This window comes from Kangiella sediminilitoris (genome assembly GCF_001708405.1).
Taxonomy (GTDB): domain Bacteria; phylum Pseudomonadota; class Gammaproteobacteria; order Enterobacterales; family Kangiellaceae; genus Kangiella; species Kangiella sediminilitoris.
In genome coordinates this window covers 1,078,963-1,104,357 of the sequence record NZ_CP012418.1, presented here as the reverse complement: position 1 = coordinate 1,104,357, position 25,395 = coordinate 1,078,963, and the positions used below count along the sequence as shown (strand labels likewise).

General features: G+C 42.0%; 23 protein-coding genes and 1 tRNA gene. 7 read left to right on the top strand and 17 right to left on the bottom strand.

The genetic code is table 11. The features are described from left to right. Positions 1–15 precede the first annotated feature (15 nt). Entirely contained in the window at positions 16–348 is a 333-nt protein-coding gene (gene clpS, locus KS2013_RS05180; protein WP_068990725.1) for an ATP-dependent Clp protease adapter ClpS, read from the bottom strand. A gap of 134 nt (positions 349–482) precedes the next feature. Between clpS and KS2013_RS05175 the strand changes: the two genes are divergently transcribed. After that, positions 483–1,040, top strand: a complete 558-nt coding sequence (locus KS2013_RS05175; RefSeq protein ID WP_228703752.1) for a hypothetical protein — start codon at positions 483–485, stop codon at positions 1,038–1,040. A gap of 44 nt (positions 1,041–1,084) precedes the next feature. On the opposite strand, the gene KS2013_RS05170 is transcribed toward KS2013_RS05175, so the two are convergent. Beyond that, positions 1,085–1,588, bottom strand: a complete 504-nt coding sequence (locus tag KS2013_RS05170; protein WP_068990717.1) for a SixA phosphatase family protein — start codon at positions 1,586–1,588, stop codon at positions 1,085–1,087. Positions 1,589–1,779: 191 nt separating this feature from the next. On the opposite strand from KS2013_RS05170, the gene KS2013_RS05165 reads away from it, so the two are divergent. Further along, positions 1,780–2,301, top strand: a complete 522-nt coding sequence (locus KS2013_RS05165; RefSeq protein ID WP_068990715.1) for a TIGR00645 family protein — start codon at positions 1,780–1,782, stop codon at positions 2,299–2,301. A gap of 32 nt (positions 2,302–2,333) precedes the next feature. On the opposite strand, the gene KS2013_RS05160 is transcribed toward KS2013_RS05165, so the two are convergent. From KS2013_RS05160 to KS2013_RS05150, 3 genes are all read right to left on the bottom strand, one after another. Next, the gene (locus KS2013_RS05160) at positions 2,334–2,666 is read right to left on the bottom strand and encodes a YegP family protein (RefSeq protein ID WP_068990711.1); all 333 of its coding nucleotides are present in this window, start codon (positions 2,664–2,666) and stop codon (positions 2,334–2,336) included. Between the two features lie 192 nt (positions 2,667–2,858). Beyond that, the gene (locus KS2013_RS05155) at positions 2,859–3,449 is read right to left on the bottom strand and encodes a carboxymuconolactone decarboxylase family protein (RefSeq protein WP_068990708.1); all 591 of its coding nucleotides are present in this window, start codon (positions 3,447–3,449) and stop codon (positions 2,859–2,861) included. 95 nt (positions 3,450–3,544) lie between these two features. Then, positions 3,545–5,488: a M1 family metallopeptidase gene (locus tag KS2013_RS05150; protein ID WP_228703750.1), complete on the bottom strand. Its 1,944-nt coding sequence runs from the start codon at positions 5,486–5,488 to the stop codon at positions 3,545–3,547. 306 nt (positions 5,489–5,794) lie between these two features. Here KS2013_RS05150 and KS2013_RS05145 point away from each other — a divergent pair, with 306 nt between their 5' ends. After that, positions 5,795–6,613 carry a cyanophycinase gene (locus KS2013_RS05145; protein WP_068990705.1) on the top strand — a complete coding sequence of 273 codons (819 nt, stop codon included), beginning with the start codon at positions 5,795–5,797 and terminating at the stop codon, positions 6,611–6,613. A 42-nt stretch (positions 6,614–6,655) separates the two neighbouring features. Continuing rightward, positions 6,656–7,270 (top strand): hypothetical protein, encoded by a 615-nt coding sequence (locus KS2013_RS05140; protein WP_068990702.1) that lies wholly within the window; start codon positions 6,656–6,658, stop codon positions 7,268–7,270. A gap of 65 nt (positions 7,271–7,335) precedes the next feature. Here the strand turns inward: KS2013_RS05140 and gltX are convergent, their stop codons facing one another. Beyond that, positions 7,336–8,754, bottom strand: coding sequence for a glutamate--tRNA ligase (gltX, locus tag KS2013_RS05135; protein ID WP_068990699.1), 1,419 nt, complete (start codon positions 8,752–8,754; stop codon positions 7,336–7,338). A 208-nt stretch (positions 8,755–8,962) separates the two neighbouring features. Here gltX and KS2013_RS05130 point away from each other — a divergent pair. The 3 genes from KS2013_RS05130 (at position 8,963) to KS2013_RS05120 (ending at position 11,330) form a co-directional block, all read left to right on the top strand. After that, positions 8,963–9,038 (top strand) — tRNA-Val (locus tag KS2013_RS05130). Positions 9,039–9,201: 163 nt separating this feature from the next. Next, positions 9,202–10,596, top strand: a complete 1,395-nt coding sequence (locus KS2013_RS05125; protein ID WP_068990696.1) for an FAD-binding oxidoreductase — start codon at positions 9,202–9,204, stop codon at positions 10,594–10,596. Beyond that, positions 10,596–11,330: a hypothetical protein gene (locus KS2013_RS05120; RefSeq protein WP_068990693.1), complete on the top strand. Its 735-nt coding sequence runs from the start codon at positions 10,596–10,598 to the stop codon at positions 11,328–11,330. The genes KS2013_RS05125 and KS2013_RS05120 overlap by 1 nt, the downstream gene beginning before the upstream one ends. On the opposite strand, the gene KS2013_RS05115 is transcribed toward KS2013_RS05120, so the two are convergent. The 11 genes from KS2013_RS05115 to KS2013_RS05065 all read right to left on the bottom strand — a co-directional run bounded on the left by KS2013_RS05115 (position 11,327) and on the right by KS2013_RS05065 (position 25,384). Continuing rightward, positions 11,327–14,692, bottom strand: a complete 3,366-nt coding sequence (locus tag KS2013_RS05115; RefSeq protein ID WP_228703746.1) for a ligand-binding sensor domain-containing diguanylate cyclase — start codon at positions 14,690–14,692, stop codon at positions 11,327–11,329. The two genes, KS2013_RS05120 and KS2013_RS05115, sit on opposite strands and share 4 nt — an antisense overlap. Next, a complete protein-coding gene (locus KS2013_RS05110; RefSeq protein WP_068990690.1) occupies positions 14,655–15,224 on the bottom strand; it encodes a lysophospholipid acyltransferase family protein in 570 nt (189 codons plus the stop codon). Before KS2013_RS05110 ends, KS2013_RS05115 begins: the two co-directional genes overlap by 38 nt. Before the next feature lie 23 nt (positions 15,225–15,247). After that, on the bottom strand, positions 15,248–16,768 hold the full coding sequence (gene purF / locus KS2013_RS05105; RefSeq protein WP_068990687.1) for an amidophosphoribosyltransferase: 1,521 nt from the start codon (positions 16,766–16,768) through the stop codon (positions 15,248–15,250). A gap of 1 nt (position 16,769) precedes the next feature. Next, positions 16,770–17,420, bottom strand: a complete 651-nt coding sequence (locus tag KS2013_RS05100) for a CvpA family protein (RefSeq protein WP_083217793.1) — start codon at positions 17,418–17,420, stop codon at positions 16,770–16,772. Between the two features lie 94 nt (positions 17,421–17,514). Continuing rightward, entirely contained in the window at positions 17,515–18,264 is a 750-nt protein-coding gene (locus KS2013_RS05095; protein WP_068990684.1) for an SPOR domain-containing protein, read from the bottom strand. Continuing rightward, positions 18,255–19,571, bottom strand: coding sequence for a bifunctional folylpolyglutamate synthase/dihydrofolate synthase (locus KS2013_RS05090; RefSeq protein ID WP_083217792.1), 1,317 nt, complete (start codon positions 19,569–19,571; stop codon positions 18,255–18,257). Before KS2013_RS05090 ends, KS2013_RS05095 begins: the two co-directional genes overlap by 10 nt. Before the next feature lie 14 nt (positions 19,572–19,585). Continuing rightward, positions 19,586–20,449 (bottom strand): acetyl-CoA carboxylase, carboxyltransferase subunit beta, encoded by an 864-nt coding sequence (gene accD / locus KS2013_RS05085; protein ID WP_068990679.1) that lies wholly within the window; start codon positions 20,447–20,449, stop codon positions 19,586–19,588. Positions 20,450–20,537: 88 nt separating this feature from the next. Continuing rightward, complete coding sequence (truA, locus tag KS2013_RS05080; RefSeq protein ID WP_068990677.1) at positions 20,538–21,326, bottom strand: tRNA pseudouridine(38-40) synthase TruA; 789 nt, start codon at positions 21,324–21,326, stop codon at positions 20,538–20,540. An 87-nt stretch (positions 21,327–21,413) separates the two neighbouring features. Then, complete coding sequence (locus KS2013_RS05075) at positions 21,414–23,726, bottom strand: FimV/HubP family polar landmark protein (protein WP_068990674.1); 2,313 nt, start codon at positions 23,724–23,726, stop codon at positions 21,414–21,416. Positions 23,727–23,989: 263 nt separating this feature from the next. Then, entirely contained in the window at positions 23,990–25,009 is a 1,020-nt protein-coding gene (locus tag KS2013_RS05070) for an aspartate-semialdehyde dehydrogenase (protein ID WP_068990671.1), read from the bottom strand. Positions 25,010–25,060: 51 nt separating this feature from the next. Continuing rightward, positions 25,061–25,384, bottom strand: a complete 324-nt coding sequence (locus tag KS2013_RS05065; RefSeq protein WP_068990666.1) for a zinc ribbon domain-containing protein — start codon at positions 25,382–25,384, stop codon at positions 25,061–25,063. Between the last annotated feature and the right edge of the window lie 11 nt (positions 25,385–25,395).

The window sequence follows — 25,395 nt, the reverse complement described above, 5'->3', positions numbered from 1 at the left end:
CCGACCATATTTAAGCTATTCCTCTTCTGGCTCCATTACACATAGTAAAGGATGCTCATTAGAGCGCGAAAACTCATTGACCTGGACGACCTTAGTTTCCGCAATATCAGGGGTATAAATACCGCAAACTCCCTGACCTTCATTATGAACCTGAAGCATTACTCGCGTAGCCTGATCCTGATCCATAGAAAAAAACTTCCGTAATACTTCCACTACAAAATCCATGGGAGTGTAATCATCGTTTAAAATCATGACCTTATACATAGGGGGCTTTTTTAGCTTCGGCTTTGCCTCAGCTACCGCTAACCCATGGTCTTTTTCTTCATTAAACTTACGCTCGTTACTCATAATGTATCAATACTGGCATTGTTACCTCTATTATGTCTATTAATGAGGGCATTTGGAAGGAGTTCAAGCTTGTTAACTGATAAAGTTTACCTATAATACGCCCTGCTTTTAAAATGGAAAATATGGATATAAATATGAAAAAAACATTATTGTTAATTACATTAGGTCTTGCGGCCAATAGTCACGCAGAAGTGAAAACCAATGGTATTTTGGGTGGTGGACTAGCCTTTGGTGGCGATACGATGATTGAAGATATTCGTTTTGATGATGGCTCATCTGATGACGTTGATGCTGGAGAAGGTTTCTGGGTTGATATTGGTGTTCGTTTAGACTTTGAAACTTGGGCATTGAAAGGGACAACTGGTTACAAGACAGGCGGAACCTTCGCAGCTAATGGTGATGCAACTTTTAATAGATTCCCGCTAACTTTTGTAGCAGCCTATAACGTTAATGGTCACTACTTTGGTGGTGGTTTTACTCACGAAATGAACCCGGAACTTGATATCGACCTGCCGTATATCAGTGGTACAGCAGACTTTGACGATACGACTGGTTTAGTTCTGGAGTATGAAAATAACTACGATAGATGGGGCTGGGGTGTACGCTATACTGACATTAGTTATCAGCACAGTGACTCTACTCTTAAGTTCGATGGAAATAATATTGCGGCTTTTGCTCACTTCTACTTTTAGTTCTAGATAAGTATAAGCAAAAGCGGAATCCCGCTTTTGCTTTTTTACTTCCCAAATACACTTTTTGGAGTCAATAGCCAGGCCAACTGTCCTTTATCACTATCAATTTCAGACCAATCCTTAATCTTAAAATCAAGTCGGGCAATACTGGCAGTAGGAAATTTAACATTCGCTCCCATGCAAAGCTCGGAAACCAAGCTGGAACATAGCGGCTCGTGAGTTACAAGCATAAGACGCTTAGCGTCCACCTGAAGGGTCTGTATTACCTCTATAGTCTCCTCAACACCAGCTAAATAAAGCGATCGCGTTGTCTTAATTGAACTATCCCATCCGCCAGACACTACTGCTAGATTAACGGTGTCAGAACAACGTTTAGCGCTTGACGATACTATATAGTCTGGTATCTGACCAATCTTTGACAGGTGAGCACCAATATTTTTAGCCGCTTCAATTCCTCTATCAGCCAGGGGCCGCTCATAATCTGTTGTGTATTTTGTTTTCCAGTCAGACTTACCATGCCTAAAGATATAGAGTTTTTTGCTCCCCATTATTGTGCCTCAGGGTTTATGAAAACTATATTGATAATAAGGGCGCCCGAATACGACTTTATGACACAAAAAATACAATTTTATGACGTGTTAAAAGTTGTTACATCATTGCCCTAACTTAATTATTTACAGGATTGTTCTATTGTCTACAATATCAGCGAATAAAAATACAATGATACTTAGGATATTAAATGAAAAAGGTTGAACATATATTTGAAGCAGGAATTTTTAGCAGTCGCTGGATCCTGGCTCCATTTTTTGTCGGGTTGATACTATCAATAGCAGTACTTTTTGGTGGTTTTGCAAAAGAATTGTGGCATTTAATTAGTCACTTCGGTGGCTTAACCGAAACAGATACCATCTTAGGGATCTTAGCTTTAGTCGATATGACTTTACTGGCCAATCTATTGATAATTATTATTTTCAGTGGCTATGAGAGTTTTGTTTCAAAGCTTGACGTCGCGGAGCATGAAGACAAACCTGGCTGGATGGGTAAAGTAGGCTTTTCTACGCTAAAGGTTAAGCTAATCAGCTCTATTGTCGCTATTTCTGGTATCGACTTATTGAGAACTTATATGCAACTCGACAATGACGGGACTATTAGTCTGGAGATTGTAAAATGGAAACTGTTAATTCACGGTGTGTTTGTTATATCCGGTCTACTTTTTGCGGTTATGGATTATCTTACCTCAAAGAGTGGTCATAACCATTAGCAAAAAAAAGCCCCTTTTGGGGCTTTTTCAAATCAAACTTCGTCTACTATTGTTGCGTCAGGAGCATTTCTGGTAACAGAAGATATTCCGTTATTTCTGCCGCTTTCCGATCTATACATCTGGCTTTTCCCCACTTGCTGGCCATTAGAAGCATTTAGTACAAAATAAAACCGGCCATCTTTTGCCTTTTTCTTTTCAAAGCGGTCACTATCCTGCGAATTTCTACGAACTGAATTTATACCATTTTCACAGGCCGATCGTGACGAGTAGCCCTGACTTTGTAGAATCACTTCACCATTACCAGCCTTTAACACAAAATAGCTTTTTCCGTCATTACCTTTTGAGATCACATATTTTCCAGCCATCCTGCTTTCCTCGTCTTGTTAAGTTAGCTGCCTTTGCCAGCACTGTAGAAGCAATATCACTGATTTACCTGTAAAATTCAAGTGACCAGAATGCTGTGTCAAAGCGCTTCTCTTTCCAAGATAATGAAGGTTATTACGGTTCTGACGACTTTATCTGCCGAAATTGAAGCCAACAAGGCATAAAACCCCCTCCTACTTATGGCGTTTACCGTCCCAGCCCCCTTTACTCAGTATCTTCTGGCCCATTTCAGTTGGTGCTTCTTCCAGCTCAGTAGCCATAGAGTCATTCCACCGGTTAAGAAAACCATAAAGGCAGATAGCGCCTAATATTTCTACGATTTGATCCTCTGTCCAGTGCTGTCTCATTTTATCCATCAAGTCCTGATCAACATCATTCGGCACAGAACCTGCTGCCAACGCATAATCCAGTGCCACTCGCTCTGCATCTGTATATAGGTTGCTGGTTTTATAATCCCAAATCTGTTCAAGTTTCTCATCACTGATGCCATGAATTTTCGCTGCAACCAAAGAGTGTGCCTCGCAATACTGGCAGCCAGCAGCGCGACTGGCAAAATGCGCCAGAAGACGTTTAAACCCAAGATCAACATCTCCATCTGGCGACATGACCGCTTTAGTTAATACACCAAACCCTTTTACAATATCGGGACGACGCTGCATCGTCAGTAAACTATTAGGAACAAACCCCAGTATATCTTCAAAAATTGCAAAATCTTTTTCTAGCTCCGGATGTAGATCTTTTGGAAGCGGTTTCATGAATGCCATTATTCTGTCCTTTTTAGTTAAAGTAATATACATAAGCTCGCTAGTAGAGTGAGCTTCAGAAAAAAAAGGCTTTCCGAAGAAAGCCTTTGAGTTAATTACTTGTTGATTACTTCATCAAGAGTACCCTGCGCTAACGGATGATATCCTGGACGAGCAATATCATAGACCCGTTTTGCAAACTGGGCTCCCTCTTCGGTTTCCATAAGCTGCTTGTATAAAGGTACTATCAGCTTACGACGGCCTATAGACACAAGGTATGTTTCCAATCTTGGCATAATTGCATCGTATCCGGTCTTCAATGATAGTAATAACCAAGCATGAGCAATCTCATTATTAGTAGAGTCAGTTAAATTAAACTCGCTATCCAGCTGCTTCATACGCTCTTGAGTAAGATCTTCAGGAAGGTTATTTAAGAAGTGAAGCCACTCATGCACGGTCCAGTCTGCTGAACCAAGACTATCTAACTTGGCCTCACCTGCAAGCCAGGACTTTGTCTCAGAGTCAATGGTCGTAAAGGCATCAGACGTAGGGTTAGGCATCATATCTGGAAGCATCGGTTCATGTAGCCAGACTTTAACTTGATCCATAGAAACGATACCTGGGTGCTTATCAAGCAAGTTCTTCTTTAAATAAGATTCGAACTCTTGAGTAGTTAAACTCTGAAAAGCATGGTTATTAAAATAATCTACTAAAAATTGATCAAAAACTTCGCGACCAAATTTCTTTTCAAGATAAACCAAAAACATCTGCCCTTTAACGTACGGTACGCCAGAAAAAGCATCATCCGGGTCATTTCCATCCAAGTTAACATTTAAAACTGTGTAACGCTCAGGTAACTCCTGAACTTCATTACGCAGATCCTGTACAGCAAGAGCTTTTTCCATCATGGCACGGTCTTCACCATATAACTCCTCCATAATGCGATTTTCAACGTAACTGGTGAATCCTTCATTAAGCCAGAAATCTCTCCATGTAGCATTTGTCACCAAGTTGCCTGACCATGAGTGAGCCAATTCATGTGCAATCAAGTTAACCAGGCTTTTATCACCAGCGATTACTGTTGGAGTAATAAATGATAACCGAGGGTTTTCCATGCCACCATATGGAAAGCTTGGTGGAAGAATTAATAAATCGTAGCGTCCCCAGCGATATGGACCGAACATGTCTTCAGTGACGCGGACCATTTCTTCTGTATCTTCAAACTCCGCTACAGAGGCATCAACCAGACTAGGCTCTGCATATACACCTGTACGATCACTCATAGCCTTAAACTCAAGGTTACCAACGCCCAGGGCAATCAAGTAAGGAGGTATAGGCTGCGGCATTTCAAAGTAGTAGTCACCGTCAAGCTCTGTATCAGGCTCATTGAAAGCGCTCATTACAGCCAATAATTCTTTTGGGGTTTTCAAGTTGGCGTTGTAAGTTACACGCACTGATGGAGAGTCTTGAATAGGAATGAAACTACGAGCATGTATTGCCTGAGCCTGGCTGTATACAAAAGGATGCTTCTTACCAGCTGTTTGCTCAGGAGTTAACCACTGCAGACCGCTCGCTTGAGGCTGAGTCTGATAATAAACGCGTGCTTTCGTAGTTTCATCATCTAAAGCTACGGTTAATTCTGAACCAAGAACGGGATCTTTTTCAGCTAGTTCAAAGGTTGTATCCTTCCACTCTCCACTAGACCAGATTTGTGCTTTCTCAATGGTAATATCGCGCGTATCCAGGTCGAGTTCGGTTACGTTATCTTTTAATCGTTCAAAACTAAGGTCAACATAACCTTGAAGGGACTTGGCTTCGAAGTTAACCGTTAAATTCAAATCCAAGTGATGAAGATCGACTTCATCAAGGTTACCATAAGAATGTTCGTCAATATCAGACGTTTCAGCTTTTCCTGTTCCGGGTTTCTCTGACTTGACTTCAGTAGTCACCTCTTGAACATCCGAAACTTCAGCAGTCTCAGTTCTTTCTTCAGACTCCTGCTGACATGCGGTCAGACCGAGAACCGCAGCCATCATTAAATACTTATAACTTGTCTTCATTAGACTTCTCTTTTATCTTAGAAGACGGACATTTAACCAATAATAAAATTTGAAGTAAAGCTCCTGAAGGAACTGACAGCCTCAACGACCCTAATTTGTATAAATTATATACATAATTTGTGATTTACATTAAAAACAACAAGTTATAAAGTAAACTTCAAAAGTCTATTGGTTAAAGTGTCAAGTTTTTTTACGCGTAGCACCAACTCATGCACATTTTTTGTCAATTGTTGGTGCTAGTATTAAAAGCTAGAGGTGCTTACACCGATAGCGATATGACATACATAAAGCCCATGGAGTATGCCAATGCCATCATCAGGTAGCGGTAAATATGATCGGGGATATATCATTCCTATAGGTGGATGCAAGCACCAGATAACGAATGAGATTGCCGAACAGATAAGAGGTATCTGTCTGACAGCTGAAGCGTCGGCCGCCGTATTGAGTGTTAGCGAAGACAATATTGAACATAGTCTGCAAAATACTTTAATAGAAAACGGATTTAGTTCTTGCTCGGAAATAAAGGTTGGTACCAGGCAAGAAGCAAGCGATGAAAGTATCGTAAGCCAGCTTAATAACCAAGATCTTATAATTATTATTGGTGAGCGGCCGTTACAGATTTCGACTATTATTGGGGGAACAGCAATAGCCAAGCAGTTAAGAAAGTTAAATGCTGATGGTGTTCATGTTGCGGGAAGCTATGGAGCAGCTGCGCTGCTTAGCGAGCACATGATTGCTGGCGGTGAAGACTCAATCACACCCAGGCATGGAGGAGTAACAATGGCTCCAGGGCTTGGTTTAACAAATCGTTTTATGCTGGATTATCACTTTGAGCAACCCGGTAGACTAGGACGGCTATTAACAGCTCTATCCTATAATCCCTTTACAATAGGGATTGGTATTGACGAAGGGTCTGCCTTGTTCATAAGTCCCAGGGAGGAACTGCAAGTTTACGGGGAAGGTTCTGCAACCCTCATAGATCCCAGCAACTTGCAATATTCATCAATGGGAACAGCAGGAAGCGGTGACTATATCTCGTTATTTGGATTGCAGATGCATATTTTGGCACCAGGAAGCCGTTTTAAAGCCGCAGAACAAGACTCATTTAATGAGCACTGGGCTTAATTTATTGACATTTACTAACTTATTATTCATCAGGTGGCATTAATGACAAAAAGTAATTTAAAAAATCTTGGTATCATCACAGTAGGAACATTATTTCTATGGGCCTGTACTTCAGCACCAAAAAAAGAAGCAAAAACTCCGGCTGCTCCGGCCGAGAAGGCTAAAACATACACCCAGGCTAACATTGGCGGTGACAACTATATGAAAGTTCCTTCCGACTGGACATTAAAAGAAAACTTCATGCCAAAGGGCTATGTTAGCTATACCATTAAAAATGATGATGTACATATGGTTGTTTCGGGCTATAAGGCGAAGCGATCAAGCTTTAGTATTGATAAAAGCAAAAAAGATCTGGCAAGCGTAACAATTCTGTATAGAACTGGTTCAAAACTAAAACGTAAAACATACAAACAAATTACTGATAATTATAAAGTGGGTGGCTACACGCACCATACCTGTAGCAGTAATACAAAATGTTACCAGGTCTTCCCTCTTTCAAACTGGCGTTCAGTAATTGCCGCAGATTTCTTCGCAGGCGGTATGAAATACACAATCACTGCTGGTGTTGATAACCTGGATGGAGTTCACGCTGAGGATGTTGTCCAAGCAATTAAAAGTGTTCAGGACAAAGCGGGTATGAAGCTTACCCAAAAATAGGTTTTTACCGTCTTGTAAAAAAGCCTGCATTGAGCAGGCTTTTTTAATGCATGATGATTAAAGTCTTAACTTTGTGCCTCACGTTCAGCAACAAAATTCAAAGCCCTGTCAATTCGTTGAAGAGCTCTTTCTTTGCCTACCCACTGAAGAGTAATTCCAAGGTCAGGCGACATTCCTGAACCCGTTACAGCTACTCTTAGAGGCATACCGACTTTGCCCATACCAATCTCAAGTTCATCTGCCGTAGCACTGACCAGCTTATGCAAGTTATCAGCAGACCAGTCATTTTGTTCAGTCAGTTTTTGCTTTATTGTTTCCAATGGTTCTTTGGCAACAGGACGTAAATGTTTTTTGGCTGCCTTTGCATCAAACTCATCAAATTCTTGATAGAAATAACTCACGGCGCCAACCAGTTCTTTCAGAGTCTTAACGCGATCAGCCATTACAGGTATCAGCTCTTTTATATCAGGCCCCTTACTAGTGTCTATACCTGCTTGTTCAATATGCCATTCTAGATGGGATACAACTTCTTCTACAGGAAGAGTTTTCATGTAATGCTGATTAAGCCAGTTTAATTTTTCGGTGTTAAATGCTGAAGGCGCTCGGTTTACATCCTTAAGATCAAATAGCTCAACCATCTCTTCTTTAGAAAAAACTTCCTGATCACCATGAGACCAGCCAAGTCTTACCAGATAATTCAACATTGCCTGTGGCAGATAACCCTGGTCTCGATATTGCATGACGCTTACTGCACCATGACGTTTAGACAAACGCTTACCATCATCACCTAGGATCATAGGAACGTGTGCGTACAATGGTACTTCTGCTCCGAGAGCTTTTATCATATTTATTTGTCTAGGAGTATTATTAACATGATCATCACCTCGGATTACGTGGCTGATATTCATGTCTGAGTCATCAACTACAACAGTAAAGTTATAGGTTGGAGTACCGTCGGTTCGCGCAATAATTAAGTCATCAAGTTCACTATTACTGACCGCGATTTCGCCCTTGATCAAATCATTGAAAACGACTTTCCCTTCCTTTGGATTCTTGAAACGGATTACATGCGGCTTAGTAGTATCTTGTTCTGCTTCTGATAAGTCACGGCAATGACCGTCATAACCGATATTCTGTTTGTTAGCCTGTTGCTCTTCTCGTAATGCATCTAAGCGCTCCTTTGAGCAGTAACAGCGGTAAGCATGACCAGATTCTAATAAATGATCAATTTGCTCTTTGTATCTATCGAAACGATCAGTCTGGTAATAAGGTCCCTCATCGTGCTGAAGACCTAACCAGTTCATACCATCAAAAATAGCCTGAACAGACTCTTCCGTAGAGCGCTCCCTATCCGTATCTTCGATACGCAATATAAATTTCCCCTGATGCTTTTTAGCATAGAGCCAACAATAAAGCGCTGTTCGAGCGCCACCAACATGTAAGTACCCTGTAGGACTTGGAGCAAATCGAGTTTTAACGGTCATAATGTAAATGAGTTATCAAAGTTGGCGCTATTCTACCAAGGGTCAGGCTTTTTCAAAACCTATTTGAAGTAAACGTCTAATAATTAGGCAAGTTCTACATCTATTTCGTTGATTTTAAACTTTTTATAACTTTTTATTAAAAAACAGTTGACCTTCGGCCCTCCCCCTCTTAGAATGCGCCCCGTTCTTGAGGAACACTTTGGAATGTGGGTGGTTAGCTCAGTTGGGAGAGCATCGCCCTTACAAGGCGAGGGTCACTGGTTCGAGCCCAGTACCACCCACCACTTTCCATACCCTTTTAGATTGAAATGTATTCTAGGCCTCTGACTAAGTCAGGGGCTTTTTTTTGTCTGAATGCTTTATCAGCCAAAAGATTAAGTGACAACTCATTTCTTTTCTTTAAAAGCTCTGGCAAAATATGCCTCAGCCTTTTGAAATCAAAGACAAATGGAGCTCTTTGTGCAATCTTCACTAGACGCTTTAAAAAGCATCCTTGACGCTGACTGCTTACTCACAGATAACGACTCACTGCAACAATATGGTAAAGACTGGACCAATAACTACTCCATTTCACCATTAGCCATTGCGTTCCCTAAAACGACCGATCAGGTCGCTGAGATTGTTCGCTGGGCCAATAAAAATCAGGTAGCTCTAGTCCCCTCTGGAGGACGAACGGGCCTGAGTGGCGGTGCTGTGGCCAGTAACCATGAGCTCGTAGTTGCATTTGACAAAATGAATCAGATAGAAAACTTTGAGCAATCCACCCAGCAGGTCACCTGCCAGGCCGGAGTAATAACAGAACAATTACAGCAGTTTGCCATGGATAATGACCTGTACTATCCAGTGGATTTTGCCTCCAGCGGCTCTAGCCAGATCGGTGGTAACATCGCTACCAATGCAGGCGGCATTAAGGTTATCCGTTATGGTTTAACCAGAGACTGGGTTATGGGGCTTACTGTAGTTACCGGTAAAGGTGATATCTTAAACCTTAATTCTGGCCTGATTAAAAACGCAACGGGTTTTGATCTACGCCATCTTTTCATAGGCAGCGAAGGAATCCTCGGTTTTATCACTGAGGCAACCATTAAACTGACACGCCAGCCTACAAGTTTGACGGTTTTACTGTTGGCTATTCCAGAGCTTGAAAAAGTAAAAACCCTGCTTAATCTTTTCCAAAAGGATATTGAGCTGACGGCATTTGAGTTTTTCTCTGACAAGGCGATGGAAAAAGTAATGAAGCATCATAACTTACCAAGACCGGTAGAAAGTGAAGCCCCTTTCTATTGTTTGTTGGAGTTCGATGCAACTTCAGAAGAAATTATCGAAAGAGCCCTGTCATGTTTTGAATCAGGGCTGGAGGATGAAGCAATCCTTAATGGCGTTATGAGTCAAAGCCAGCAGCAAGCTGATGAGCTATGGAAATACAGGGAATATATTTCAGAAACAATATCCTCTCGCAAACCCTATAAAAACGATATCGCGGTAACTCCTGATAAAGTATCCGACTTTCTTCATAAGGTAGATTCGATTGTGTCCGAACACTACCCAGCATTTGAAGTGATTTGGTTTGGCCATATTGGAGATGGAAACTTACACCTCAATATCTTAGCTCCCGAGGATATGGAGTATAAAGACTTTATATCCGCATGTGAAAAAGTTAACCCTCTTATATTCTCCGAACTTCAGAAAATGGGAGGCAGTATTTCGGCCGAGCATGGCGTTGGTCTGTTGAAAAAACCCTATCTTTCTTATAGCCGATCGGAACAGGAAATTGCCTATATGCAGGGTATCAAGTTAGCGTTTGATCCTAACAATATCATGAATCCGGGTAAGGTATTTTGATGCTACTGCTGCTCAGTCTTATCGCGTTATTGATAGGCCCTTTGATGCTCAAGGTAATTGGCCAGAATAGGCGTATGGATGACTTTTTATTCCCGTTCGTCCTGGTGTCAGTTGGGTCGTTGCTTATTTTCGACGTTTTGCCAGTGTTATGGAGTAACATCGGTTTTGCTCTGTTCCCACTGCTTCTACTCGGCTTCTTCGGCCCAGCATTAGCCGAAATAACCTTTAGACGCTTTGCTCACAAGACACATAGTATTGCGTTAATTCTAGGGATTACCGGACTGATGACACATTCGGCAATAGACGGGGCAGCTGTGGTCACTGTGGAGGGAAATGAGATGCTTCCCTATGCAGTTATCTTACATCGTCTGGTTGTTGGACTGAGCTTATGGTGGATTGTAAACCCTCTATGGGGTTCACGACGTTCTGCAATCGTTTTTGGCTTTATGCTTATCGCTACAACAGCGGGTTTTTATATCGGAGAAAAACAACTATTTGGACTTCACAACATTTTTATTGATTACTTCCAGGCAATCGTAAGCGGAACACTTTTACATGTCATTATTCATCGTCCTCATAGCCACGAGCACGGTGAGGGAGAAACTCATGTACATAAACATGAAGAAGCCGCGGAGCAACAATTTATAAGCTCTATTCATCACAAAGGATATTTTATCACCGGACTTTCAGTAGCAGTTCTATTGGTTCTTGTTCTTCACCAGCTTCATCATTAGCCGGTAGTGTCCCAATTAATTTTGTTGGACTTAGGTATTGACGATACATAATCCAGCTGTCCACTGTTCAACAGACTGCTTAAATCGGTTGTTATTTTTGCCCTAATTTCCTGTGGATGAGAAAATTGATTGGTGAAGATGCCAAGCCAGGCATTCCGACTATTACTTTTTGCTACCGACAAAGCACGCCCAATCACATAAATGAGCTGATCCCAGGTTATGACTTCATTAGGATCCTGGAGGAATGGAAAACGCCCGAAACCAACACTACAGGTAACATCAATACTCGCACCATTACCCAGGTCAAACTTTCTAGAGGCAATAATAGAGCGGATTTTTTCAGCCAAAATCATTTGCTCACGCTTTTCAATACCTCGGCTAAGAATTAGCAGCGTAGCGCCCTGCCATCTTACCAGTGTGTCTGTACCATAGCTGATTGTTCTTAGGCACTCTGCAGCCTGCTTTAACACCTCGTTGCCACATAAATGTCCATACTCTTTATTAATCATCGCAAGGTTATCAATATCAACAGCAAAAACACCAAGATATACTCCTGCAATACCATCGTTCTCTACCCAGGTGTTACCAATAATTTCTAACTCTTTCCCAATATGCTGTTTTAAGTAATGTTTAGTTTTGAAACCTGTAAGCTGATCGTTAACCTTAAGTTGCTCAAGTTGATTTTCCAAACGCTCAGACTGATACCGTTGCTCAGATAATGAGTACTGCAAATCTTCTACTTGATAAAGCAAAGCCTTTTTTTCACTCAGTAATAACTGTGACTGAGCTTTTCGTTCTTTTAACTTCCTTTCCTGACGATCAATTCTTTTTGAAAAGTAACTTGAAAGATAAACAGCCACTCCAATAACGACAAAAGTTAACATCATCAAATATAGAAGAAACCCATGCGCGCTTGACCAGAAGGACTTTTCAACAGCTAATAATAACGCAGTTTCTTTGTCGCCCCAGCGACCACTTTTTTGACGTATTTGCGCTCTGATGAGCAGCCTCTCATTTTGTATATCATGAAGATTAATGATGGGGCCATTTGACATGATCCAGTCATCAGAGAAAGCATCAATTTTGTAACGGTACTCTGACTCGTTAATGAAATCAAAGGATGACAGTCGAATTGATACCAGCCCCTCATCACTGACATCAGCGAAATAGGTGTCGCCTTCTTTAGTTAATCCACTGACCAAGCCCTCATGCTTAACAGAAACAACCTTTAATTCTTTCTCTTCTTTCTGAATGCTGATTTCATCTGGATTAAACATAGTGATTCCATTAATACCTCCGAAATATAAATTTCCATCATCATCGGCAAAATCTGCGTTAGTAAAAAATTCGTTATATTGAAGGCCATCCTTATAAGTGAAATTTGCAGGAGTCCCTTTATCCGGATGAAATTTAACTAGACCATTAGCTGTGGAGATCCATAAAAAGCCTGAATTATCTGCCAAAATTGAACAGATAAAGTCATCGACAAATCCATCATGCTGAGTAATACGCTGAAAATAAACCTCGCCTTTAGAATCGTATCTTACTCGGTTTAGACCTGAAACAGTTCCCACCCAGAGTACACCAAGAAGATCCTCGTAGATTACTGTGATATCTGAACTGGATAATGTTTGTGTATCCTCAGGATGACTTTCAAATAATTTAACTTCGCTGTTAATAGGATTAAACCTTACAAGCCCTTTTGATCCCCCTAACCAAAGGTAACCCTGTAAGTCTTCATAAATCGTATATACCCCGTAGCGCGTATCCATAACTACGTCAGGAACAGTATCAGTATAATCAATAAATTTTAGCTTGGAGGTTTGTATATCATTATTATTCGTGTACTCAACTTCAATTTTATAAAAGCCCTCTGCTCCACCTAACCAAATATCACCATTCCTTGCCTCGATAATGCTCGACATATCAGTCAACGTAATCGGTTTACCGTTAGTATCATAAACTTCTTTTAGTAAACTGAAGCCATCTTCTCCAAAAGGACTAAAAAATAATCCGGCTGATGCGATGATCCAAAAGTTTCGGTAACGATCCTCAAGCATTCCAGCAACATAATCCGTTTTAACAAGCTGGTCTCCGACTTTCAGTCCAGCATAGTGCTCTAAGGTAGAAAAATCAGAACTATACTTATAGAGTCCAGACGAGTCCGTACCAACCCAAAGATCGCCCTTATGGTTTTTTAATAAACTGGTTGTGTAGTTGTCCCGTTTAAACTGCATTACTTCACGCTTTTGCAGTAGGTGAAGAAATTGCTGTTCTGACTGCCAGTAATTCACGCCAGATAAGGTGCCCAGCCAGAATAATCCATCTGATGACTTCCATATATCCATGCTGTAATCATTGTTTATAGAATAATGATCGGTAAAGTCTGAAAAGTATTCGACCGTTACCTTTTTCTCTTCATTACTCCAATACTTTAAACCTGAACCAGTAGCAAGCCAGTAGCCATTCTTATGACTGGCCAGATTTAATACTTTAGTTGGGCTGTCAGTACGTCCGTCAAAAATTGGAAAGTGTACAAGCTCTTGCTGCTCTATTGAGTATGTTGCAAACCCCTTAGCTCCAGTAATAAAAAAATGGTTTGGTTCATCCCTGTCAGAAATTAATAACTCAAGTTCGAGGTCACTTGATAAGCACCTGGTCTGTTTACCAAGACCTGATAGAGAAATGGCAATAAGGCAGCTATCCTCTACAAAGTAAAAACGGTCTTCGATGACTAAAGAATTTTTAATGGTGTGCTCATCAACCAAAGACTGAAGCTCATCAATACGAGAAATATCTCCATTATTTACATCAATTTTGGCTATAAATAGATTTGTAACAACTAGCAGGGTGTTGTCTGGCATGAGAGCTATGGACTCTACTTCGAGCTCTACATCCTTACCACCATCTGCTAACAGCTTTAATTCAGACATCCAGTGTGTAACACTCAAGTCATTAACATCTACGCTATCAATACCTTGCGCAGTCAACGCCCACATCGTATCCATAGAGTCATAAATTAACTTTTCAATCGATGGCGAGGCCAAGGATGAGGCATCATTGGGAATGTGTTTTATTTGGTCGAATAAAACACCATCGTAACGGTTTAAACCGTCCTGAGTAGCAAACCACATGTAACCAAAGCGATCTTCAGTAATACTGTTAACGGTGCTTTGGCTCAGGCCATCCTCAATGGTCAATGAGTGGAATCGGATTCTTTCAGAAACTTTTGTTGCGGCTTCAGCAGAAAAATTAAAAAGAAATGAAACGCTTAATAATAGCGTAACAAAAAATAATGACTGAATACGGAAGAACACAGTCATATCATTGTGATTGTCTTTTATCCTCAATTTGTATTTCACTAGCTAACTCTGGCCTTATTCCTGCTTTATCTTTATAAAAGTCCTTGATTTTGGCCATATCCGACCGGATATCTCCAGTCGGTTGTATATACTGACCAACACCTATAGTTTTCGTTTTGGTATCCAAGTAGGTAAAGACAATTGGTACCCCAGCTTGAACAGCGATATGGTAAAAACCACTTTTCCAATGTTGAGTCTTACTGCGAGTCCCCTCTGGAGCTAACGCAAGCTGTATACTTTCCCTGTTTTTAATTTCAGCAACAACCTGCTGTACTACATCATTTTTGCTTGAACGCACCACAGGTATACCACCAACCCAGCGGAAAAACCAGCCAAGCGGCGGTTTAAAAAGGGTATGCTTTCCCAAGAAAGCTACATCCATTTTGAAGCAGAAGCGCGTCATAAGCATAAGCACGAAGTCCCAATTCGATGTATGCGGAGCAAATATAATAACGCACTTGTTAAAGGCAGGAAGATCGCCTTCGATCCTCCATCCTAGTAACTTCAATATAGCTCGCATAATAAAACGCATAAACTGGTACTCTTCAATTCAACTTATTGGTTGTGCAAATCCATAACCATAGCTGAGTTTTCTACTTCACTTGATTCTTTTGATGACTTAGCCATGTCATTACGAAGTTTCTCAAGATCGTTCAAATACTGTTCATCAATATCGCCAGTGACATATTCGCCTGTAAACACAGATAAATCAAATTGCTTGATGTTTGGGTTACCTTCTTGCACTGCATCAACCATTGCATCAACTTCCTGATAGATGATGCGATCAGCTCCGATGATTTGTCCGATCTCTTCCTCTGTCCTACCGTGGGCTATCAATTCTTTAGCTGCCGGCATATCAATGCCATAGACGTTAGGGAATCGAACAGGTGGCGCAGCTGAGGCAAAGTATACTTTTTTGGCGCCAGCCTCGCGTGCCATTTCGATAATTTGCTCCGAAGTAGTGCCCCGCACAATCGAGTCATCTACCAATAGGACATTTTTTCCACCAAATTCAAGGTCAATAGCATTCAACTTCTGACGAACACTTTTCTTTCTCATTTGCTGGCCCGGCATAATAAATGTGCGTCCAATGTAACGATTTTTAATAAAGCCATGACGCATTTTCACATTAAGCTCGTTAGCTAGCTGCATCGCTGATGTGGTTGAAGTATCAGGAATCGGAATAACCACATCGATATCATGATCAGGCCAGTCACGGAGAATTTTCTCGGCAAGTTTTTCACCCATCCTTAAACGAGCTTTATAGACAGAAACATTATCGATCAGTGAGTCGGGACGAGCCAGGTATACATGTTCAAAAATACAAGGTGCAAATGTGTCATCGTCAATGCATTTCTGGGAGTGCAGAGTGCCATCTTCTGAAATGAAAACAGCATGACCTGGGCCTATATCATCTATTAACTCATAACCCAGAGCATCAAGCGCAACAGATTCTGACGCTACCATGTACTCAACACCATTTTCGGTCTGCCGTTTACCATAAACAGCTGGGCGAATTCCGTAAGGGTCTCTGAAACAAAGTAACCCATGACCACTGATTAATGCAACTGCAGCATAAGCACCTTTGCAACGCTTAAATACCTCTCCAACCGCTTTGAATATATCATCTGGGTCAAGATGATTTTTGTCTAAAATTTGAAGTTCATGAGCTAAAACATTAAGTAGAACTTCTGAGTCTGAATTAGTATTCAGGTGTCGACGGTCGGTAGAGTATAATTCTTTTTTCAGACTATCTGAATTGGTCAGGTTACCATTATGAGCTAAAGTAATGCCATATGGTGAGTTTACGTAAAGCGGCTGGGCTTCTGCTGAGGTGGAACTGCCAGCGGTTGGATAGCGAACGTGGCCAATACCAGAATTACCGGTTAGCCGACGCATATGTCGAGTATGGAAAACATCTCGAACCAGACCATTATCCTTACGTAAATAGAGCTTTCCCTGATCACTGGTTACAATACCCGCAGCATCTTGTCCTCTGTGCTGCAATACAGTTAATGCATCAAATAAGCTTTGATTAACGGGGGACTTACCAACGATACCAACAATACCACACATATTAATTTTGCTCGTCTTTTTCAGTTGAAGAATGAGTTTCTGAGGAATCATCCTCATTTTCGGGGATGTCTCTTTGATCCAATGCGTTCATCTTGATCAGCGCTCCAATGGCATCCGACTCAGGATCTATAAGTGGTTCTACAGTCTTTTCCTCTGACTGTTCATTATCCTTTAATTCCGGTACCACTTCTCCCAGCTTTTCATAAAACCAGGCAGCTACCATCCCCATGTGGGGAATTAAGCTGGATTGCCCCCACCATTTATCTTTAGGGACAGGGGTAAATTGTTTTAAACCAAGGACTATTAGCGCCACGATCAAAACACCGCGAAGTGCACCAAAAAACATTCCCAGGAGACGATCCATACCACTCATACCAGCAGCATCGACCATTTTACCCACCATATAATTTATTATTCCGGCTAATACTAAAGTAGCCACGAAAATAGCAGCCCAAGACACTCCTAAGCGGATACTATTTGTTTCGATATGATCAACAAGAAGTTCGGATAGAGGAACGTAGAAGAACTTAGCAAGGAAGAATGCCGCAATCCAACCGGCTAGAGACAATGCTTCTCGCACAAAGCCACGCAATAGACTGATTAGCGCTGATACGCCAATAATCGCCAAAATGACCCAATCAACCCAAATCATTAAAGAGAGTGCCTCGAGGAATTCAGTGCGCATTTTACCAGAGCATTAAGCTCAGAGGAATAACCAATAACAGCTTTATCTGTCAAATCAGACTCTAATGTTCGCCGGCATCAAACTCTATGAGCTTTACAGGCGTGCCGATAATTTTCTCAAGGCCAGGCTGTCGTTCCAGGGCAGCCTCTTTATCTGGATAAGGTCCAACAAAAACTCTTGTGAACTTACCACTTTGGCGCTGGTACGCTCTGTACCCCTGATCTCGTAGGTCAGCAATCAGGCCAGTTGCATTGTCCTTATTTGAAAATGAGCCTATTTGAATCACCCATGGTTGACCTTCAAAGTTTGTTTCGGTCGACTGTGAAGGCGCATTCTCTGTAGGCTCTTTGTCAGCTGCGCGGTTATCTTCTACGACCTGGTCACCAGAATTATCATTTGTGTCAGCGATGGAATCGTTTAGGTTGGATTCAGAGCCACCCTCTGAAGTCGGCTCTTGTTTAGAAATGCCTTCTTGCTTATTAGCTTCCGTAAGTTCTTCTTTAGACTCTTTAGTAGTAGCTTCACTTTGCTCCGTGACAGAACTTGTTTTATCGCCTTCTGTCTCAGACACAGGTTCCTCAATGGCTTTCTGAGGCTCATCCTCATCCAGGTTTATAGTAAGAGATCCAGAATCCTCTGCATTAGAAACTGAAACTTCTGGTTCACTACTTTGCAAAGTGGGGGTTGCTGGAATTTGGCTCTTGATGTCTGAGCGATACTTTTCGCTATCCAATATCATTGGTAAAAAGAATACGGCTAACGCCAATATGACACAGGCACCGACTAGGCGATGTTTAAGTTTTATATCCACGCAAAACCTTCTTTATTCCACTGATCTACAAACAAACCAACTGTTACAAAAGAGCCAAAAACAATCAATGCTTCTGACGACTTAAGGCATGAATGAGTGACACATGACTCATTAAATGCTTTTAGTGATGAATAACATTTAGCGTTATTTTGCGACATTTGTGGAAGTTTTTGCAACAGTTCCTTTGCTTTTCTCCCCCTGGGGGCAGGTAAATCTATAAAATGCCACTGATCGATGGCTGTCATGGCATTAAGACAGGAGTCAGCGTCTTTATCTTTCAACATACCACACAGGGCAACCACTCTCTCAACTCCGCTGGCCTTTAGTTCCAGTAGCTTCTGGTTTAATAGCTTTGCTGAGTCAACATTATGGGCAACATCAACAATGATATGAGGCTGCTTTGATAAAAATTGAAACCTACCTAAAAGAGTTAATGTCTCATAGGACTTATAACACGAAGCGTAAGACAGAGTTTTGTTTAGTAGCTCTTGGTAAACATAACTGAAAGCGGTTAAAGCTGCGGCTAAATTGGGCAAATACAAATCATTAAGAGGCAATTCATAAAACTCTACAGATAAAGCTTGATTACTGTAACTCCAATATTTCTTGTCGAGAACTGCCTTGTAGTCTTTATCAGCGATTATAGGAATACAGCCAATTGCTTCTATGTTCGACTCAAGAAGCTTTTCTATTGCTGAGTCAGCTATAACCAATGGTTTGTTATGCCGGGCAACGCCAGCTTTTTCACGGGCTATAGTTTTTAAGTCGTTACCCAGCCAGTCGGTATGATCTAGCCCTATTGAAGTAATCACGGCAATATCTGCATCAACTATATTGACCGCATCGAGTCTACCGCCCAAGCCAACCTCAAGAACGACTAAATCCAGTTCAAGATGATTAAAAACCCACAGCCCCACCAGTGTGGTAAATTCAAAATAAGTAAGCTCAGCGTCTCTTTTGGCAGTGTATACAGCCTTAAAGCCTTCGACTAATAACTCATCGTTACAGTTTTCCTGGTTAATCCTGATGCGCTCATTAAATTCAACAAGATGGGGGGAGGTGTAAGTGCCTACCGATAACTTGTGACTCGAAGCTAAAGCTTCAATTGCCGCCACGGTAGTACCCTTACCATTAGTACCGGCTACGGTAATTATTTTAGAGGTGGGATGTAATAAATCGAGTCTTGAGGCTACGGTTTTGACTCTGTCTAGCCCAAGCTCTATTTTATGAATAGAGTGTGCTTGCTCTAACCAAGCAAGCCACTCATTAAGATGGGTGAAATGTAGTGGGCTGTCAAAAGATGACAAGGCGGTAATCTCTATTAAGCCGCAGGTTCATCTACTTTCAACAACTTAGCGGCTAAAGAGGCAACTTTATCCCGCATGTCACGTCGATCAACTATCATATCAATCGCACCATGTTCCAACCAAAATTCACTTAAGCGGAAGCCTTCTGGTAGTTTTTCACGAATAGTCTGCTCAATGACACGCTGCCCTGCAAAGCCAATCAATGCTTTCGGCTCAGCGATATGAATATCGCCAAGCATGGCAAGACTCGCGGTAACACCACCCATTGTCGGATCTGTCAATACTGTAATATAGGGCAGGCCGCTGTCAGATAACTTAGCGAGTACAGCGCTGGTTTTAGCCATTTGCATTAAAGAAACTAAAGCCTCTTGCATTCGTGCACCGCCACTGGCAGTAAAACATACAAAAGCGGCACGTTTCTCAATAGCTCGATTTACCGAGCGCACAAATTTTTCACCAACCACTGATCCCATAGAGCCGCCCATGAAATCGAAATTAAAGGAACACGCAACGACGGGTACTCCTTTTACACTGCCTTCAAAAGCGACCAAAGCGTCATTTTCTTTGGTTTTCTTTTGAGCTGCAGAAAGGCGGTCTTTGTATTTTTTAGAATCTCGGAAGCGCAGCATATCAACTGGCTTCATATCAGCAGCAATCTCCTGCCGGGCATCCTTATCCAAAAACAAATCCAGACGCTTGCGCGCATTGATTCGGATATGGCTATTACATTTAGGGCAAACTGACTGATTACGCTCTACTTCAGCGTAATACAAAACAGCTTCACAAGCATTACACTTGCTCCAAACACCTTCTGGGATGGATTTTTTGCGTTCACCATCCGGGTTGCGCTTCGGTAATAATCGTTCTAACCAGCTCATATTCTATCTTTGTTTGATATCAACATTTAAGTCGTTGCATTGTAACAGGTTTCGCCCTAAACGGAACAGACTTCTGGTAAAACCACTTCTAGGTTTTTGGCAAAAAAACAGGTCCTATCGCCAGTCTTGGCAATTCAAACTTTTCTGGGTAATCAACATCAACCAGATATAACCCGTTGGGGCTTGCGGTTGCGGGTGCTGAGGCCCGGTTTCTTTCTTCGATTAGCTCTTTTACCCATGAGGCGGGCTTTAACCCTTTTCCAACTTCAATTAAAGTTCCAGCAATATTTCTGACCATATGATGTAAAAAGGCATTAGCTTTTATGTCTATAACAACATAGTCATGGTAGCGCTCTACAGTAAGATGGTTAATAAATCGAAATGAAGTTCGAGACTGACAACTCGAAGCCTGAAAGGAGGCAAAGTCTTGTTCGCCAGGAAAATATGTACAGGCAGCATTCATTGCTTCAACATCCAACTCTTGTCTACACCATGTCAGACCATGGTTCAATATTGCCGGGCGGGCATGTGTATTGGCGATGATATAGCGGTAACGTCGAGCAGTAGCACTAAATCTGGCGTGAAAATCATCAGGCACCTCATGGGCCCAGCGTACCGCGACGGAGTCTGGAAGTTGAGTATTAGCACCCATTGTCCATGCCTTGAGCGGTCTTTCATTACTAATGTCGAAGCTGACTACCTGACCTGTGGCATGGACCCCCGTATCAGTTCTACCAGCGCAGTTTACTTGAACGGGTTCATCGGCAATTTTACTTAGAACCTCTTCGAGCGTTTGCTGTACTGACTTAGCATGGGACTGCCTCTGCCAACCATAGTAGTAGCTGCCATCATACTCAATTCCTAAAGCGAACTTCATCGTAAAAGTTACCTTTCGTTCTTAACGTCAACTCATTACAAAAACACCGGGTCAACACCCGGTGTTTTTCAACTCTTAATTGAGAACCTACATTTGTGATAATAATTTATCAGCCTCGGCCCGCTGTGAGCTGTTGCCCTCCTGCTTAACTTCTTCGAGGATATCTCGGGCCGCTTCCTCGTCCCCAAGCTCCATGTAAGCTTTAGCAAGATCAAATTTTGTTGCAGCATCATCAGCACTCAGGCCATCACCACTGTCGTCGTTAGCAGTGTTATCTAAAACATCATTTGAAACACTATCATCTTCATGAGTAACTAATGCCTCGTCATCCTGACCAGTTGTAAACTCAATGCTGTTATCATCAGAGTTTGTCTCTGTTGAAGCAGAATCTTCTACCTGCTTCTCAAAGTCACTTAAATCAAGTTCCAGCAGCTCTTCTGAGTCGTCTACATCCTTTACCGTATCAACATCAGATGTTGCCGATTCAAGCTCCTCACTGAGATCCAGATCAGATGGTGAAGATGACTCATCATCACCAAAAATATCACCTTCGCTCGGAAGCTCGAAGTCGGTAGACTCGTCAATTCTAAACTCAGTATCATCTTCTTCTAGCAAGCTCCCCAGGCTGGCCACTTTCAGACCAAGCGCTGAGTCATGATCAAAATCAGAAGGTAGTTCTGCTTTCAGCTGATTAAACTTCTCAGTATTTTGAGAACTAGCCACAACTTCCATTAGCTTTACTCTAACTTCCTGATTATGTGGCTCAGCTGCCAGGGCATCTTCAAGCAGGCTTTCTGCCTGACGCAACTTCCCTCTGGCAATAAGAATGTCAGCCTGACTTAGTGGATCAGCCTCTTCTTCAGGAGCCTTCATTCCACGACCCTTCAAGAATGATTCAGGCTCATTCTGTCTATCCGAATTATTAGAGTCAGACATCATACCAAGCAGGCCACCATCATCCTCGACTCGACTATTACGACGATACAGTAAGCCGCCACCCGCCAATAACACAACTAAAAGACCACCACCCGCATAAAGCCAGAAATTTTCTGACTCATAAAATGCTTTCTTAGTGTTTTGCTCTAAACTATTCACGTCTTTAGGAGCAGGTTCTTCGTTACTGCTTTGCTCAGGAGTAGCAGATGCCGTCTCTGACGGTTCACCTGTTGATTCATCAGCCACTGAACTTTCGTCAACGTCTTCCGCCTTATCTGCAGCACCGGAAAGTACGGACAGAGTTTCGTCTTCAACTGCGACTCCAGACTCTGTATCAGTGCCCGTATCGCTCAAGGTAGATTCAAAATCAGAAGAGGTTTCACCCTCTGTTGAAGCCAAATCAGAATCCGCAGAGCTAGCATCAGAACTGAGCTCTTCTTCAGAGTTGCTATCTAGATCACTACCACCAGACTGCTCTGTGGAGCTTTCTTCTACGCTAGCAATACTCAAGCGGCCTGTTTGCGAGTCAGAACTTTCTACCTCTTCTGTCTCATCAACGCTTTTTCGAACATCGAGAGGTGCGTCAGCACTGACCGTCGAACTCCTTATTTTGTTAATAGCCGCAGCCTGAGAAACGTCACTGATGACACTTCTTTCAGGTACGGTCAAAATTGCGCCGGCTTTTACCCTATTGATATCATTGTTGATAAATGCCTCTGGATTATTATGAAATATAGCTAACAGAGTTTGTTGTACAGAAACACCCTGAGGGCGTACCGACTCAGCGATACTCCACAAGGTCTGCCCTCTTTCAACTGTCCAGTTATCGTCGTTGAATTCTGTTGAAGAAGCTAGTTTGCGCGTTTCTTCTGTAACCGCGGGCTCCTTCGAAGCCTTTGTTACAGGTTCTTCAGTCTTCTTTTCAACCGTTTTTTGTTCTTCAGTCGGAGTATCGAATTTTCTATCAACCTCGGTCGGCTTAAACGGTTTATTTTGCGCGACGTTACTTTGCGCCACCGGCGAAGCTACTGGGGTTTCACTGGGTTGAGGAGTTGGTGTTGTTCTGGCAAAAACTGGAGGGTCAAGTAACAAGGTATATTCACGCATCAAGCGTCCCTGTGCCCAGTTGAGCTCAACTAAGAAGTTAATGAAGGGTTCTTTTATTGGATCGCGACTCTCGACAAGAATGGCTTTACTACCATCCTCTTTCGTGATCACATCAAAAATTAGAGTATTATGATAAGCTTCGCGTCGAACGCCAAATTTACTATAGGACTCATACGAAGCGAGTTTTGCACGTAAATCCTCTTCGCTCACATTACGTGATGATAAAAGCGTAATCTCAGCTTTCAGCGGCTGATTCAATCCCGAATCGGCATCTATATCACCCAACCCCAGTGGCCAGGCAGATGGAGTGATTAGCGCAGTTGACACAGCAACTGTTGCAGCTAATTTACGAAACATAACTTTCCCCTCATTGATAAAAATCGTTGATACTCTAACTTTTTCCTAACGCTCAACTTTTTAATGTCTCAATTTTTAACCAGCGAACTTACCATAATACACCGTGAATCTTGCTAAATAGGTGTAGGCAGACATCCGTTTTGATAAACGCCTCACAAAATACAACAGAAAACAATAGAGTTGCTTCCTTGGGGCGCCTCTAATGCAGCGCCGCATTTAAGAATATACTTTAACTTTTCGCTCGTTAGGTACTAATTTTGCTACTATAAATGATTTTTTACAAGTATCTCTGCAATTTGGACGGTATTTAATGCAGCCCCCTTGCGCACATTGTCAGAAACAATCCACATCGCGAGGCCATTTTCCATCCCCACATCCTCGCGAATTCTACTGACAAATACATCATCTTTACCACTAGCATCAGTAACCGCAGTGGCGTACTCCAAGTTGTCCATATTATCAATAACAGTAACGCCTTCAGCGCGCTCCAGTAATTCTTTTGCCTGTACTGAAGCTAATGGAGCCCGAGTCTTAAGATGGACCGCTTCAGAGTGTCCATAGAAAACTGGTACTCTGACAGCTGTAGGGCTGACCTCGATACTGTCATCCTCAAAAATCTTTTTAGTTTCCCACACCATTTTCATTTCTTCTTTGGTGTAGCCATTTTCTTGAATCACATCTATGTTAGGCAATACATTAAAAGCAATTTGCTTATCATAGACTTCAATACTGGGGTCTTTTGCGTTTAGAAGCTCTGCTGTTTGTTTCGCCAATTCTTCTATGGCTTTCTGCCCTGAGCCGGAAACCGCCTGATAGGTACAGACATTAATATGTTCAATACCCACAGCATCCTGAATCGGTTTTAGAGCTACTAGTAACTGCATGGTTGAACAGTTCGGATTAGCAATAATACCTCTATTTTTATAATCAGCGATTCTATCCGGATTCACTTCTGTCACAACCAAAGGGATGTCATCTTCATAACGGAACTCAGACGTATTATCGACAACCACACACCCTGCTGCTACGGCCTTAGGTGCGTATTCTCTGGAGATAGATCCTCCAGCCGAAAAAAGTGCAACATCAGCCTGTGAAAAATCAAAGTCCTCAAGGTTCTGGACCATCACTGACTTGCCATTAAACATCAGCCTCTCACCAGCTGAGCGCTCACTGGCCAATAAATACAGATTCTCAACAGGAAACTGTCGCTCTTCTAAAATTTCACGAATTGTTACGCCAACTGCGCCTGTGGCGCCGACGATTGCTACATTTGCCTTTTCCAATGAACTGCTCCTATAAAAGACAATTAAATCAAAAATTTAACGTATAAATTATTATTTACGTTTATTCAACATAATCCAGACACGCATAACTACATAGCCCAAGAAGCCCGCTGCCATTAGATATAATGAAACTTTCTCCCAAATATCGACATTGTCTCCTGGACTGAAGAACTTCAATAGAAAGCCTGCAGCAAAAGCAATTACCGCAATGAAAGATAGCGATTGTAAGCGACGGTTTTTCCTCAATCGTTGTAAGTGAGCTGCACGCTCGAGCTGCTCTTCTGTCGTGCCTCGCAATTTAGCACCACAGTGGCTGCAAGACTCCGCTTTATTCGAAATTCTTTTACCGCACACGATACATTGAATTATAGCCATAATATTGTCTC

What these genes read in the sequence shown, in the direction of transcription:
- clpS (WP_068990725.1), bottom strand. Translation starts at nt 348, where the DNA reads ATGAGTAACGAGCGTAAGTTTAATGAAGAAAAAGACCATGGGTTAGCG.
- KS2013_RS05175 (WP_228703752.1), top strand. Translation starts at nt 483, where the DNA reads ATGAAAAAAACATTATTGTTAATTACATTAGGTCTTGCGGCCAATAGT.
- KS2013_RS05170 (WP_068990717.1), bottom strand. Translation starts at nt 1,588, where the DNA reads ATGGGGAGCAAAAAACTCTATATCTTTAGGCATGGTAAGTCTGACTGG.
- KS2013_RS05165 (WP_068990715.1), top strand. Translation starts at nt 1,780, where the DNA reads ATGAAAAAGGTTGAACATATATTTGAAGCAGGAATTTTTAGCAGTCGC.
- KS2013_RS05160 (WP_068990711.1), bottom strand. Translation starts at nt 2,666, where the DNA reads ATGGCTGGAAAATATGTGATCTCAAAAGGTAATGACGGAAAAAGCTAT.
- KS2013_RS05155 (WP_068990708.1), bottom strand. Translation starts at nt 3,449, where the DNA reads ATGGCATTCATGAAACCGCTTCCAAAAGATCTACATCCGGAGCTAGAA.
- KS2013_RS05150 (WP_228703750.1), bottom strand. Translation starts at nt 5,488, where the DNA reads ATGAAGACAAGTTATAAGTATTTAATGATGGCTGCGGTTCTCGGTCTG.
- KS2013_RS05145 (WP_068990705.1), top strand. Translation starts at nt 5,795, where the DNA reads ATGCCATCATCAGGTAGCGGTAAATATGATCGGGGATATATCATTCCT.
- KS2013_RS05140 (WP_068990702.1), top strand. Translation starts at nt 6,656, where the DNA reads ATGACAAAAAGTAATTTAAAAAATCTTGGTATCATCACAGTAGGAACA.
- gltX (WP_068990699.1), bottom strand. Translation starts at nt 8,754, where the DNA reads ATGACCGTTAAAACTCGATTTGCTCCAAGTCCTACAGGGTACTTACAT.
- KS2013_RS05125 (WP_068990696.1), top strand. Translation starts at nt 9,202, where the DNA reads ATGGAGCTCTTTGTGCAATCTTCACTAGACGCTTTAAAAAGCATCCTT.
- KS2013_RS05120 (WP_068990693.1), top strand. Translation starts at nt 10,596, where the DNA reads ATGCTACTGCTGCTCAGTCTTATCGCGTTATTGATAGGCCCTTTGATG.
- KS2013_RS05110 (WP_068990690.1), bottom strand. Translation starts at nt 15,224, where the DNA reads ATGCGTTTTATTATGCGAGCTATATTGAAGTTACTAGGATGGAGGATC.
- purF (WP_068990687.1), bottom strand. Translation starts at nt 16,768, where the DNA reads ATGTGTGGTATTGTTGGTATCGTTGGTAAGTCCCCCGTTAATCAAAGC.
- KS2013_RS05100 (WP_083217793.1), bottom strand. Translation starts at nt 17,420, where the DNA reads ATGATTTGGGTTGATTGGGTCATTTTGGCGATTATTGGCGTATCAGCG.
- accD (WP_068990679.1), bottom strand. Translation starts at nt 20,449, where the DNA reads ATGAGCTGGTTAGAACGATTATTACCGAAGCGCAACCCGGATGGTGAA.
- truA (WP_068990677.1), bottom strand. Translation starts at nt 21,326, where the DNA reads ATGAAGTTCGCTTTAGGAATTGAGTATGATGGCAGCTACTACTATGGT.
- KS2013_RS05075 (WP_068990674.1), bottom strand. Translation starts at nt 23,726, where the DNA reads ATGTTTCGTAAATTAGCTGCAACAGTTGCTGTGTCAACTGCGCTAATC.
- KS2013_RS05065 (WP_068990666.1), bottom strand. Translation starts at nt 25,384, where the DNA reads ATGGCTATAATTCAATGTATCGTGTGCGGTAAAAGAATTTCGAATAAA.